This window comes from Caballeronia humi (assembly GCF_001544475.1).
Classification (GTDB): Bacteria; Pseudomonadota; Gammaproteobacteria; order Burkholderiales; family Burkholderiaceae; genus Caballeronia; species Caballeronia humi.
This window is the reverse complement of the sequence record NZ_FCNW02000039.1, coordinates 1-13606: the sequence shown is the minus strand read 5'-3', so window position 1 is coordinate 13606 and position 13606 is coordinate 1. Positions and strand designations below refer to the sequence as shown.

Here is a 13606-nt window from a genome sequence, read left to right as displayed (position 1 = left end):
TTCGATTGAGCGATCGCAAAAGCTTATTGCGGCGCGGCTGTTGCGCCGCCATGCGCCGCCGACCATTCCGCCGGCGCGTGCAGGAATTTCTCCACTTCGTCGAGCGTCTTCGCTTCGAAATAGCCCGCGTCCTTCGCGACGCGCAATACGTCCCACCAGGTGGCGAGCGCGTGCAGGTCGACGTCAATGTCTTTCAGCACCGACACGCTTTCCTTGAATATGTTGTAGTGGAACAGCACGAAGCAGTGGTTCACCGTCGCGCCGGCCGTGCGCAGCGCGTTGATGAAGTTGATCTTGCTGCGGCTGTCGGTCGTCAGGTCCTCGACCAGCAGCACGCGCTGGCCTTCCGTCAAGAGGCCCTCGATCTGCGCATTGCGCCCGAAGCCCTTCGGCTTCTTGCGCACGTACTGCATCGGCACCATCAGGCGGTCCGAGAGCCACGCCGCGAACGGGATGCCGGCGGTTTCGCCGCCCGCGACCGCGTCGATCTGCTCGTAGCCGACGTCGCGCAGGATGGTCGCTTCGGCCATTTCCATCAGGCCGCGGCGCACGCGCGGATACGAAATCAGCTTGCGGCAGTCGATATAAACCGGGCTCGCCCAGCCGGACGTGAAGATGTACGGTTTTTCCGCGTTGAAGTGCACCGCCTGCACTTCCAGGAGCATTTTGGCGGTGGTGTCGGAGATCGTCTGGCGATCGTTGCCTGTCATGGGCGAATCCTTGGACTTTGAGTGGCGCTTGAGCGCGGAGGCGGCCCGTGGGCCCGTGGCGCAGCGTGTACGGAGGACGAAACCGAGGAGCCGGAGCGTCTGGGTTTGTCGGGACGTTTGCTGCGCGCGTAGCCCGCGATTTTACCCGACTGACGCCCCTCAAGCGAGCGCCGGCCGGCCTGTAACGACGCTGAAAGCGCGCGGCGTCCGGCAATTTTTTGCCGGTTGTGAGCGATAAGCGCGCCACGTACACTCGCGGCACTTCTCACGTCCCGGGCGCCCGCCGAGCGTCCGGCTGCTTCCGATGACTTCCTCCGCCGTCGCCGCTTCTTCCCCCGATCGTCACGCCGTGCGCGCGCTCGTCGCCTCGATGCTCGGCTACGCGATGGACGGCTTCGATCTGCTCATCCTCGGCTTCATGCTGCCGGCGATTGCCGCCGACCTGCATCTCACGCCGACGCAGGCCGGTTCGCTCGTCACGTGGACGCTCGTCGGCGCGGTGGCAGGCGGGCTGATCTTCGGGACGCTCTCCGATTACTACGGCCGCGTGAAAATGCTGACGTGGACAATTCTCCTCTTCGCCGTCTTCACCGGCCTCTGCGCGCTCGCGCAGGGTTTCGGCGATCTGCTGTTCTATCGCACCGTCGCGGGGATCGGGCTCGGCGGGGAGTTCGGCATCGGCATGGCGCTCGTCGCCGAGGCTTGGCCGGCACGACAGCGGGCGCGGGCGTCGTCGTATGTGGGGCTTGGGTGGCAGGCGGGTGTGCTCGCCGCCGCGCTCCTCACGCCGCTGCTTTTGCCGCTGATCGGCTGGCGCGGGATGTTCGCCGTCGGCTTGCTGCCAGCGGTCGTGTCGTTCGGCGTGCGGCGGCGCGTGGAAGAACCGGCGCTTTTCACTGAACGCCGAAGCGTTAGCCGCAAACTCCCGCTCCGGCGCCTCTTCGACGACGCCCGCACCGCGCGCGCGAGTCTCGGCGTCGTGATCCTGTGCTCGGTGCAGAACTTCGGCTACTACGGCCTGATGATCTGGCTGCCGAGCTATCTTTCGAAGACGTTCGGCTACTCGCTGACGAAGTCCGGTGTCTGGACGGCCGTGACCGTCCTCGGCATGGCGCTCGGCATCTGGCTCTTCGGCATCGCCGCCGACCGCTTCGGCCGCAAGCCCGCGTTCCTCGTCTATCAGATCGGCGCAGTCGTGATGGTTTTCGTCTACTCGAATCTGACGACGCCGTTCGCGCTCCTGATTGGCGGCGCGCTGATGGGCGTGTTCGTGAACGGAATGATCGGCGGCTACGGCGCGCTTATCTCCGAGCTCTATCCGACCGAGGCTCGCGCGACCGCGCAGAACGTACTGTTCAACATCGGCCGGGCGGTTGGCGGGTTCGGGCCGGTGGCCGTGGGCGCGCTCGCGGCGCGCTATTCGTTCGCGGCGGCGCTGGCGCTGCTCGCGTCGATCTATCTGCTCGACATCGTCGCGACGCTCTTCCTGATCCCCGAGCGGCGCGGCGCCGAACTGCTATAACCACGGCTTTCTTCGCACCAAAGTACGCTGGCTAAGGGTTTCGCCCATCGTCTTCGATCAAATGCTGCTTCGCGTCATTCAATGCGCGGGGTGTACACTAATTCTCCCAAAAAAAGCTCCGTCCGCCGCTGTCATCCACATCGGCGAGATGCCGCGCCTTACCAGGCGTGCCGGGCGCCGCCGTACGATCGATCCACGATTGACACCCCGCGGCCGCGTCAAGGCAGCGAGGCCCCTATTCGAAAAATCACCAACGTCTCTAGGCTAATCATGGACGAACAACTGAAGCAAAGCGCCCTCGCGTATCACCAGAATCCGAAGCCCGGCAAGATTTCCGTCACGCCGACCAAGCCGCTTTCCAACCAGCTCGACCTCTCGCTCGCGTATTCGCCGGGCGTCGCGGCCGCGTGCATGGCGATCTTCGACGAACCGCTCGACGCGCAGAAGTACACCTCGCGCGGCAATCTGGTCGGCGTCGTGACGAATGGCACGGCCGTGCTCGGGCTCGGCAACATCGGGCCGCTCGCCGCCAAGCCGGTGATGGAAGGCAAAGGGTGTCTGTTCAAGAAGTTCGCGGGCATCGACGTGTTCGACATCGAACTCGCCGAGACCGACCCGGACAAGCTCGTCGAAGCGATCGCGATGCTCGAACCGACGCTCGGCGGCATCAACCTGGAGGACATCAAGGCGCCGGAGTGCTTCTATATAGAGAAGAAGCTGCGCGAGCGCATGAAGATCCCCGTCTTCCACGACGACCAGCACGGCACGGCGATCATTGCGTCGGCGGCGATTCTCAACGGCCTGAAAGTGGTCGGCAAGAAGCTCGACGAAGTGAAGCTCGTGTGCTCGGGCGCGGGCGCGGCGGCAATCGCTTGTCTGGACCTGCTCGTCGACCTCGGCCTCAAGAAGTCGAATACGCTCGTCGTCGATTCGAAGGGCGTGATCTTCGAAGGACGCGGCAATCTCGATGCATCGAAGGAGCGCTATCAGGCGACGACCGACGCGCGCACGCTCGCCGATGCGATGCACGGCTGTGACGTGTTCCTCGGCTGTTCCAGCGCGGGCGTGCTCAAAGCCGAGATGGTCACGACGATGGCCGACAAGCCGCTGATCCTCGCGCTCGCCAATCCGGAGCCGGAAATCCGCCCGGAAGAAGCGAAGAGGGTGCGCCCGGACTGCATCATCGCGACGGGCCGTTCGGACTATCCGAACCAGGTCAACAACGTGCTGTGCTTCCCGTTCATCTTCCGCGGCGCGCTGGACGTCGGCGCGACCACGATCACCGAACAGATGAAGCTCGCGTGCGTGCGCGCGATCGCGGAACTCGCCGAGGAAACCGATCAGGGCGATGAAGTCGCGAAGGCCTACGAAGGCCATTCGCTGGAATTCGGCCCGGAGTACCTGATTCCGAAGCCGTTCGACCCGCGCCTGATCATCAAGATCGCGCCGGCCGTCGCGCAGGCCGCGATGGATTCGGGCGTCGCGACGCGTCCGATCCACGACATGGACGCCTATCGCGAGGAACTCGGCACGACCGTGTATCGCACGGGGATGGTGATGCGGCCGGTGTTCCAGGCGGCGAAGTCGGCGCCCGCGCGCATCGCGTTCGCGGAAGGCGAGGACGAGCGCGTGCTGCGCGCCGCGCAGTTCGTGCTGCTGGAGAAGATCGCGAAGCCGATCATCATCGGGCGTCCTGCGGTCGTCGAGATGCGGCTGAAGAAGATGGGCTCGAAGCTGAAGCCTGGCGTCGACTTCGAGATCGTCAATCCCGAGGACGATCCGCGCTATCAGAAAAGCTGGCAGGAATATCACAGCATCGCGGCGCGCAGCGGCGTGACGCCGGAGAGCGCGAAGGCAGCGCTGCGCAAGTTCAACACGCTGATCGGCGCGATCCTCGTCCATATGGGCGACGCCGATGGGATGATCTGCGGCCTGATCGATACGTATCAGGATCACCTGAAGTTCATCGAGCAGGTGCTGGGCAAGGCGAAGGGCGTGCAGAACTTCGCCGCGATGAACCTGCTGATGCTGCAGGGGCGCAACCTCTTCATCAGCGATACATACGTCAACGAAGAGCCGACGCCCGAGCAACTCGCCGACATGACGATTCTCGCGGCGAGCGAAATCGAGAAGTTCGGCATCCAGCCGAAGGTGGCGCTCGTGTCGAACTCGAATTTCGGCAGCGTGCCGACGGCTTCCGCCAAACGCATGGCCGCGGCGCGCAAGCTGATCGCGGAACGTGCGCCGCATCTCGAAGTCGATGGCGAGATGCACGGCGATGCGGCTTTGTCGGAGGCGGTGCGCAAGTCCGCGTTCCCGGGCACGTCGCTGCACGGCGAGGCGAACCTGCTGATCATGCCGAACGTCGAGGCGGCGAACATCACGTACAACCTGCTCAAGATGGTGAGCGGTGAAGGCGTGACGGTCGGGCCGTTCCTGCTCGGCACCGACAAGCCGGTGCATATTTTGACGCCGGCGGCGACGGTGCGGCGGATCATCAACATGACGGCGGTGGCGTCGGCGGGCGCGCGGGTGGGGAAGAGCGCGATGTGATGTGATCGATGTCAGCGGCACGTATCGATCGCGTGATGGCGCGTGGCCGCATCGGCGGCTTTTCGTCGACGGGTCATGGCGATGCGGCGTCCGCGCACGGGTCGGCTGCGTGTTCTAAGCTGATTTGAAGCCGAAGCAAAAAAGGGCGGTCCGCAACACGGACCGCCCTTTTTACTTGCCAACGCTAACAAATAATCAAGCCACCTGCCGCGCCTCGCCGTTTTGTCCTTCGCGCCAGCGAGCCAGCAGCGCGTTCCACTTCGTCTTCGCGGCCTGCACGTTGTTGTCCTTCACGTGACCGTATCCGCGCATCGAATCGGGCAGACTCGCGAGTTCGATTGCCAGCGCGAGTTTCGGTAGCGTCAACCCGGCGATCAGCTCCTTCACGAGCCCTTCGTACTCGACGATCAACGCCCGCTCCATCCGCCGCTCCTCCGTCTTGCCGAACACATCGAGCGCCGTTCCGCGCAGGAACTTCAGCTTTGCGAGCACGCGCATCGCGGGCAGCACCCACTGGCCGTACTGCTTCTTGACCAGATGCCCTTTCGCGTCCTTCTTCGAGAACGCGGGCGGCGCGAGATGGAACTTGATCTTCCAGTCGCCTTCGAAGCTGCCCTTCAGCTTCTCAACGAAAGCCGGATCGGCATAAAGACGCGCCACTTCGTACTCGTCCTTGTACGCCATCAGCTTGTGCAGATTCTTCGCGACGGCTTCCGTCAGCGGATACTGCCCTTCGTTCGAACCAAGCTCCGCCTCCGCCGTGCGAACCTGCGCGACCAGCCGGCCGTAACGCGCCGCATACGCTTCGTTTTGATAGTCGGCGAGATAGGCGAGGCGCTTTTCGATCAGCTTGTCGAGTGCCTTCGGCGTATGCAGCGCGATGATCTTGCTCGTGCCGCCCTGCGCCGCGCCGCTGCCTTGCGAATTTACGATACGGCGTACGGCCTCGACGTCATGCGCCGCGCGACGGCCCCATTCGAACGCCGCGAGATTCTTCTCGACCTGCACCGCATTCAATTCGATCGCGCGCACGAGCGATTCGTGACGCAGCGGCACCCAGCCGCGCTGCCACGCGTAGCCGAGCACGAACGGATTCGTGTAGATCGCGTCGCCGAGCAGCGCGACGGAGAACTGGTTCGCATCGACCATCGCGACGTGCTCGCCCGCCGCCGCGCGGATATCCGCCTCGGCGCTCGCGCCGGGGAAGCGCCAGTTCGGGTTCTTGATGAACTCGGCGGTTGGCGTCTGCGCGCTGTTCACGACGACGCGCGTATGGTTCGGCTGCATCCGCGAGCCGCATTCGTCGCTTGCCGTCACGATTGCATCGCAGCCGATCACGAGATCGGCCTCGCCCATCGCGATGCGCGTGGCGTGGATGTCGCCCGGCTTGTTCGCGATCTGCACGTGGCTCATCACGGCGCCGCCTTTCTGCGCCAGGCCAGTGACGTCGAGCACGGTCACGCCCTTTTGCTCCAGGTGCGACGCCATGCCGAGCAGCGCGCCGATCGTCACGACGCCCGTCCCGCCGACGCCCGTCACGAGCACGCCGTAAGGCCGCGCGATTTCAGGCAGATCGGGTTCCGGCACGGCGGGCATCGCGTCGCCCGCGACGCTCGATGCCTTCGGCTTCTTCAACTGTCCGCCTTCGACCGTGACGAAGCTCGGGCAGAAGCCGTTCAGGCACGAATAATCCTTGTTGCACGTCGACTGGTTGATCTGGCGCTTCGTGCCGTACTCGGTATCGAGCGGCTCGACCGAGAGGCAATTCGACTTCACCGAGCAATCGCCGCAGCCTTCGCAGACTGCCTCGTTGATCACCACGCGTTTCGCCGGATCGGGATACGCGCCGCGCTTCCTGCGACGGCGCTTCTCGGTCGCGCAAGTCTGGTCGTAGATCAGGATCGACGTGCCGGCAATCTCGCGTAGCTCGCGTTGAACATCGTCGAGCTTGTCGCGATGATGCACGTCGATGCCCGGTGCCAGCCCGACGTTCGCCGAGTACTTCTCCGGATCGTCGGTGACGATCACGATCTTCGACGCGCCTTCGGCGGCGAGTTGATGCGTGATCTGCGGCACGGTCAACACGCCGTCGACGGGCTGCCCGCCCGTCATCGCGACGGCATCGTTGTAGAGAATCTTGTAAGTGATGTTCGTCTTCGACGCGATCGCCGCGCGGATCGCGAGCAGGCCAGAATGGAAGTACGTGCCGTCGCCGAGATTGGCGAACACGTGCTTGTCGTTCGTGAACGGCGCCTGGCCGATCCACGCGACGCCTTCGCCGCCCATCTGGCTGAATGTGCTCGTGCTGCGGTCCATCCACACTGTCATGTAGTGGCAGCCGATGCCGGCCATCGCGCGCGAGCCTTCCGGCACGTTCGTCGACGTGTTGTGCGGACAGCCCGAGCAGAACCAAGGCTTGCGCTCGGCTTCGACGCGCGGCTTCGCCAGCGCGCGTTCCTTCGCCTCGATCACGGCGATGCGCGTCGCGATGCGCGCGCGCACCTCGTCGGGCAGGTCGAGCTTGTCGAGCCGCGTCGCGATCGCCTTCGCGATGATCGCTGGAGACAATTCGTAATGCGCCGGCAGCAGCCAGTTGCCCATCGGCACCGACCATTCGCCGCCCGCGCCGTCCTTTTCGTCGAACTTGCCGTACACGCGCGGACGCTGCGCATCCGGCCAGTTGTACAACTCTTCCTTGATCGCGTATTCGAGAATCTGGCGCTTTTCCTCGACGACCAGAATCTCCTCCAGCCCGTGCGCGAACGCATGCGCGCCCTGCGCTTCGAGCGGCCACACGCAGCCGACCTTGTACAACCGAATGCCGATGCGGGCGCAGGTTTCGTCATCGAGACCGAGGTCCGCGAGCGCCTGACGCACGTCGAGATAGGCCTTGCCCGCCGTCATGATGCCGAAGCGCGCGTTCGGCGCATCGATTTCGATGCGGTCCAGCTTGTTCGCGCGCACGTAGGCGAGGGCGGCGTACCACTTGTAGTCGAGCAGACGCGCTTCCTGCACGAGCGGCGGATCGGGCCAGCGAATATTGAGACCGCCGTCGGGCATCGCGAAATCGGTGGGAATCACGATTTTCGTGCGATGCGGATCGATATCGACGGACGCCGACGATTCCACCACGTCGGTCACGCACTTCATCGCGACCCAGAGGCCGGAGTAGCGGCTCATCGCCCAGCCGTGCAGGCCGAAATCGAGATACTCCTGCACGTTCGAAGGAAACAGCACCGGCAGGCCGCACGCCTTGAAGACGTGTTCCGACTGATGAGCGAGCGTCGACGATTTGGCGGCGTGATCGTCGCCGGCGAGCACCAGTACGCCGCCGTTCGGGGCCGAGCCTGCGGAATTACCGTGCTTGAAGACGTCGCCGGAGCGATCGACGCCCGGGCCTTTGCCGTACCACATCGAGAAAACGCCGTCGTATTTGGCGCTCGGGTACAGGTTGACTTGCTGCGAGCCCCAGACTGCGGTGGCCGCGAGGTCTTCATTGACGCCCGGCTGGAACACGACGCCGTGCGCGGCGAGATGCTTCTTCGCCTTCCACAACGACTGGTCGAGACCGCCCAAGGGGGAACCGCGATAGCCGGAGATGAAACCGGCGGTATTGAGCCCGGCGGCCTTGTCGCGTTCCTGTTGCAGCATCGGCAGGCGGACCAGCGCCTGGATGCCGCTCATGTACGCGCGGCCGCGTTCGAGCGTGTATTTGTCGTCGAGCGTGACGGATTTGAGCGCGGCTTCTAGCGAAGCTCTTTGTTCTGCGTCTAGCGGGGCATTCATTATGTGTACTCCTCCACCCAGTTTGGGATCACCAAAGCATTCTGCGGACTTCGGCGTCTTGTGGACGCTTCGGCCGGGATTGTGAGTGTGACGACTTGCAGACTTTTCCGGCAGTGGTAAAAACCCGCTGAAAAATCCTCGCGTTAGCTAAGTTTATGACCGTTTGACGAAGTTTTCAGGTGCCTTTGCGCACGGATGTTACGAGGTGTAAATTCGACCGATTTCGGGAACCGGACGGTAGACTCCTGTCTAATCACCCGCTTGCGCAATTTTGCGTACCGTAGTTCGGAGTCACGCTTTACGAAGCAGCACTAGCAGTACATAAAGCAGCACGCAGTCAGAAGGAGAAACAATGAAACAGCGCCACATCCAGAGCTTCCTGATGGTTTCGGCCGCGTTTTTCGCGATGAACGCGCCCATTCGCGCCGGCAACACGAATCCGTCTCAAATCACCGCATCGTCCGCGAAGCAGGTGGCGCAAGTGCGCGTGCCGTCCGCCCAAAGCGGCAACGCGGGACGCACCGCTTCCGAATCCGACGACGAGTCGGACGATTGATTCCCTGCGGCCTGTCCGGTGCCGTTACCCCGAGCATGGGCCGTCAAAAACAAAAAAGGCGAGGATCGTTTTCGATCCTCGCCTTTTTATTCGCCTCGCGGTATCAGCTCGCCGTCGTGTCTCTCAGCACGCCGCGCCGCATCTGATCGAGTTCGATCGATTCGAACAGCGCCTTGAAGTTACCTTCACCAAAGCCCTGATTGCCCTTGCGCTGGATGATCTCGAAGAAGATCGGCCCGATCTGGTTCTCCGTGAAAATCTGCAGCAGGATTTCGTCGCGCACGCCGTCGATCAGGATCTTGCGCTTCTTCAAATCCGCCACCGATTCGCCGTGGTTCGGCACGCGGCGATCCACCAGTTCGTAATAGGTATCGATGGTGTCGAGCAGCGCGATCTTCGCGTCGCGCAGGCCGTCGACCGTGCTGTGAATGTCGTCGGTGCCGAGCGCGATGTGCTGGATGCCTTCGCCGCGATACGCGTCGAGATATTCCTGGATCTGGCCCGCCGTCTCCGAGCCTTCCTCGTTGATCGGAATACGGATCTTGCCGCACGGCGAACTCATGGCCTTCGACTTGACCGCCGTCACCTTGCCTTCGATATCGAAATAACGCGCTTCGCGGAAGTTGAACAAGCGCTCGTAGAACTCGGCCCATTCGATCATGCGGCCGCGGTGGACGTTATGCGTCAGGTGATCGATATAGGTCAGACCGTGGCCGACCGGATTCGGCTCGGCGCCGGCGATCGGTTCGAAATCGACGTCGTAGATGCTGATATCGCCGATGCTGCCCGGCTGCGCGCCGTTCTTGCCGCGCCAGCGATCGACGAAATAGATCAGCGAATCGCCGATGCCCTTGATCGCCGGGATGTTCAGCTCCATCGGGCCGGTCTTGTTGTCGAAGCCCCAGGCGCCGAGTTCGAGCGCGCGCTTGTAGGCCTGCCCCGCATCGGCGACGCGAAACGCGATCGCGCAAATCGACGGCCCGTGCTGGCGCGCGAAGCGTTGCGCGAACGAATCCGGCTCGGCGTTGATGATGAAATTGATCTCGCCCTGCCGATACAGCGTCACTTTCTTGTGACGATGCCGCGCGATCGCGGTGAAGCCCATCTGCTCGAACAGCTTGCCGAGCGCGACGGGATCGGGTGCCGTGTACTCGATGAACTCGAAACCGTCGGTGCCCATCGGGTTGTCCCAGCCCTGGAATGTCATGCGTGTCTCCTTGGAATCTTTGCGTGGAAATATTGAAAAGAAGTGTACTGAAGCACGCGCGGCGAATGCTTGCGAAATAAATCGCCGATGACTACGATTGCGCAAGTTACTGCCAAGGATTTGAAAGGAGGAGACAAAAAATGGCTGATATCGAACTGGATGCGATCGACCGCAAGATTCTTGCGATCCTGCAGGAGAATGGCCGGCTGTCGAATCAGGAGATCGCGGATCGGGTGAATTTGTCGCCGAGTCCGTGTTTGCGGCGGATTCGGCGGCTGGAGGAAAGCGGCGTGATTCGCGGTTATGTCGCGTTGCTCGATTCACAGAAGCTTGGGCTCGGGCTGCTCGCGTATGTGAACGTGCGGCTGGAAAAGCGCGGCGGGACGTCGTTCGCGCCGCGATCGTCGAATCCCGCGACGCACGCCGATTTATTCCGCGAGGCGGTGCAGGATTGGCCGGAAGTCGTCGCTTGCGATGCAATGACGGGGGATATGGATTACCTGTTGCGCGTGCAGGTGGAGGACATGGCGCACTTTTCGCGTTTCGTGCAGGATCATTTGCTGCACCATCCGTCGGTGATCGACGTGAAAACGAGCTTCTCGCTCGAACGCATCAAGGAAACGACGGCGCTGCCGCTGTTATAAAGCCATCGCACGCAGAAGCTCAAAAGCAGAAGGGCGGTCATTGCCGCCCTTTCTTGTTTCGGTCCCACTCACAGTGCAATTTCGTTGCATGGAGCCGGAGTAAGCGCTAAAGCGCCAACTCTGGCCGATACAACCCCGCGCTGATTCTTAAGCCGCGTCCGCTGTCGGCATGAACACCTGGAACATCTGCGACGCGCGACGCGCCTGGCGCTTGATCGTGTAATCGAATACGGCGGCCTGCTCCTGGAGCATCTCCGCGATGAGGCTGCTCTGATCGGCCGGCGTGAGCGACAAATAGGCATCGGCCTCGCCGTATGCGTACTCGATCTTCATGCCCGATTTCTTCGCGATGTGCATCATCGTCGAATTGCGCGACAGGCAGTGCATATAGAGCGTCGAAACCTGCGTATTGCGGCTGCGGATGGCGGCGCGCTCGAAGAGCTTGGTGCCGATGCCCTGGCCGCGTGCGCTTTCCAAAACAGACACGCCGAACTCGGCCGTGCGCTTGTCGCCTTCCGCCGGCAGATAGGCCAGATGGCCGACGCCGACCAGACGCAGTTCGTAATCGAACACGCCGAAGACCGTGTCGCGCGCGAAATCCATATTGCGGACGTAATTGTCGATCACGTGGTCCGGCACGATCTGGCCAAAACGCAGCAGGCGATCGTCTTCGTCAAGTGCGAGGAAATGGGTGAGGAGACGTTCGCGGTCGCCCGATGACAACTCGCGAACGAGAACCGGCGTTCGACCTGCCTCAGGCAGCGCGCGCTCGGCTACGAGGGTGGGTGCGGCAAAGCGGTTAAGAGTGATGTTCACGATGGGTTCTCCTTGAATCGTCATGCGACGTGCTGCATCGCAAAACGAATTTTACCCGAATAGTGAAATCGGGATACGGGAAAACCCTTAAAAAGACCCTGAGACCGGCTTCTAAAAGAACGTTTAGTACAAAAAATGTCGTGAAATATCAATTAATTGGGGCCGGTATCTCCAAATGACATCGAATTGTAAATTCGACATGCTGTACCGCAACAATTCATGCGTCGCCGTTCAGGCCGTTCTCGATCACGTCCATGACTTGTTCCGCGAATTCGCGATATCCCAGCTTGCCGCCCGGCTTCAGCCACGTGAACGTCCAGTTGATCATGCCGAACACCATCATCGTGAGCGCGGTCTGGTTTTCCTTCGTCGCGCGCGCCGGGTATGCGCGCGCCAATTGTCGGGCGAACGCGGCGACGATGTCGCGCTGACGGTCGAGCACGATCGTGCGTTGCGCGTCTTCAAGGTATTTCACGTCGTTCAGCAGCGCGACATGGCGGCTGTGCGACGTCTCGTACTCCGCGAGAAACGCGCGCACCAGCTCGGCGAACGCCTCGCGCTCGCTCAAACCGCGCCGCTGGCTCGCGCCTTCCACCTCGGCGATGATCAACATCAGCCGCTTCGTGTAGCGGTCGAGCAGGTCGAAGAGGATCGCTTCCTTGCTCGCGTAGTAGTGGTACAGACGCGCTTTCGACGTGCCGCTCGCGGCGGCGAGATCGGCCATCGAGGTGCTCGGATAGCTCGTTTGCGCGAATTTGGCGGCAGCGAGTTCGAGAATCTGCTCGCGCTGGGTGTCGTGGTCGGGCGCTCTTGTGCGGGCCATTTATCTTCAGTGGAATTGCTGGAGGGTTGCGCTTATTTGCGCCGGAGTTCGGCCTGGGCGACATTGCCCGGCTCGCCGCGAAGTTTAAGCCGTCCCGCGGCTGCGAGCTCGCGGCATCGCCAGAGTGCGATCGAATCGCTGACCAGGAAGCCGAAGTCGCCGCCCATCACCGCGCCCGCGATGCGCCGCGCGTCTTGCCAGTCGGCGGTGAGCGCGTCGAGGATCGCTTCGTCGATGTCGGCGAAATTGCCCGAGACGAACGTGTTCTCGTGCCACCCGCGCGTTTCGGCGTTCATATGCTTCGCTTCCTGCCATTCGAGCGCGAGCCGCCCGATGCGCAACACCGAAATCGGCGCGGCGCTCGGCAGTTTCGCGAGCAGTTCTTGTGCGGTGAACATGCCGACCGCCGTGATGCCGTCCGCGCGGCCGCGGCGGCGCTCGTGGCCGTCGGCATCGATGGTCATGGGCAGGTCGCGTTCGGATAGCTTCGCTTCGTTCAGACGCTGCGGCGCGTTGCGCAGATGATAGGCGACCCGCCGCAGCGCGAGCTGATCGGACGCGCTCTGGCCGTGCCACACGACGATCTGCGCGTCGCTGCGCACGAGGCTTTGCAGTTGCGCTTCCTGCTGCTCGAACTCGGCCTCGAAGTCGATGCCCTCGCGCGTCAGCACATGCCGCCAGAACGTGGCGCGCGTTTCCGGCGCGTCGTCGACGCCCTTCAACGTCCCGACCGCGAGATCGTCCTTCAGCGCGATCACGCGCTCGTCGCGTTCGGCGAGCTTGAGCGCTTCTCGAAGGGTGTCGGCGGCGTGATCGCCGTTCGTAACGTGGATGATGCTCATCGTGAAAGTGGCCGGCGAACGAAAAAGGGACCGCAGAAAGCGATCCCTGAGTGTAAGCCAACCGATATCCCGCTCAACGTTCGTCGTAACTCACGACGACGCGATCGCTCACCGGATGGCACTGGCACGTCAGCACGTAGCCGTCGT

General features: G+C 62.7%; 10 protein-coding genes. 4 read left to right on the top strand and 6 right to left on the bottom strand.

The window, feature by feature from the left end:
• Nucleotides 1–23: 23 nt before the first annotated feature.
• Entirely contained in the window at nucleotides 24–710 is a 687-nt protein-coding gene (locus AWB65_RS25730) for an orotate phosphoribosyltransferase (protein ID WP_087656732.1), read from the bottom strand.
• Nucleotides 711–1014: 304 nt separating this feature from the next.
• On the opposite strand from AWB65_RS25730, the gene AWB65_RS25725 reads away from it, so the two are divergent.
• Together AWB65_RS25725 and AWB65_RS25720 are read left to right on the top strand one after the other, a co-directional pair.
• On the top strand, nucleotides 1015–2232 hold the full coding sequence (locus AWB65_RS25725; protein WP_087669847.1) for an MFS transporter: 1218 nt from the start codon (nucleotides 1015–1017) through the stop codon (nucleotides 2230–2232).
• A 270-nt stretch (nucleotides 2233–2502) separates the two neighbouring features.
• On the top strand, nucleotides 2503–4785 hold the full coding sequence (locus AWB65_RS25720) for an NADP-dependent malic enzyme (RefSeq protein ID WP_087669846.1): 2283 nt from the start codon (nucleotides 2503–2505) through the stop codon (nucleotides 4783–4785).
• Between the two features lie 195 nt (nucleotides 4786–4980).
• Here AWB65_RS25720 and AWB65_RS25715 read toward each other — a convergent pair whose 3' ends face one another.
• Nucleotides 4981–8571 (bottom strand): indolepyruvate ferredoxin oxidoreductase family protein, encoded by a 3591-nt coding sequence (locus tag AWB65_RS25715; protein WP_087669845.1) that lies wholly within the window; start codon nucleotides 8569–8571, stop codon nucleotides 4981–4983.
• Between the two features lie 352 nt (nucleotides 8572–8923).
• Between AWB65_RS25715 and AWB65_RS25710 the strand changes: the two genes are divergently transcribed.
• Complete coding sequence (locus AWB65_RS25710; RefSeq protein WP_087669844.1) at nucleotides 8924–9127, top strand: hypothetical protein; 204 nt, start codon at nucleotides 8924–8926, stop codon at nucleotides 9125–9127.
• A gap of 103 nt (nucleotides 9128–9230) precedes the next feature.
• On the opposite strand, the gene hppD is transcribed toward AWB65_RS25710, so the two are convergent.
• Nucleotides 9231–10334, bottom strand: a complete 1104-nt coding sequence (gene hppD, locus AWB65_RS25705; protein ID WP_087669843.1) for a 4-hydroxyphenylpyruvate dioxygenase — start codon at nucleotides 10332–10334, stop codon at nucleotides 9231–9233.
• A gap of 140 nt (nucleotides 10335–10474) precedes the next feature.
• Here hppD and AWB65_RS25700 point away from each other — a divergent pair, with 140 nt between their 5' ends.
• Entirely contained in the window at nucleotides 10475–10978 is a 504-nt protein-coding gene (locus tag AWB65_RS25700) for an Lrp/AsnC family transcriptional regulator (protein WP_087669842.1), read from the top strand.
• A 147-nt stretch (nucleotides 10979–11125) separates the two neighbouring features.
• Here AWB65_RS25700 and AWB65_RS25695 read toward each other — a convergent pair whose 3' ends face one another.
• The 3 genes from AWB65_RS25695 to AWB65_RS25685 form a co-directional block, all read right to left on the bottom strand.
• Nucleotides 11126–11794, bottom strand: coding sequence for a GNAT family N-acetyltransferase (locus AWB65_RS25695; protein ID WP_235007765.1), 669 nt, complete (start codon nucleotides 11792–11794; stop codon nucleotides 11126–11128).
• Between the two features lie 217 nt (nucleotides 11795–12011).
• Nucleotides 12012–12617 carry a TetR/AcrR family transcriptional regulator gene (locus tag AWB65_RS25690; RefSeq protein ID WP_087669840.1) on the bottom strand — a complete coding sequence of 202 codons (606 nt, stop codon included), beginning with the start codon at nucleotides 12615–12617 and terminating at the stop codon, nucleotides 12012–12014.
• A 32-nt stretch (nucleotides 12618–12649) separates the two neighbouring features.
• A complete protein-coding gene (locus AWB65_RS25685) occupies nucleotides 12650–13459 on the bottom strand; it encodes a DUF1835 domain-containing protein (RefSeq protein ID WP_087669839.1) in 810 nt (269 codons plus the stop codon).
• Nucleotides 13460–13606 lie beyond the last annotated feature (147 nt).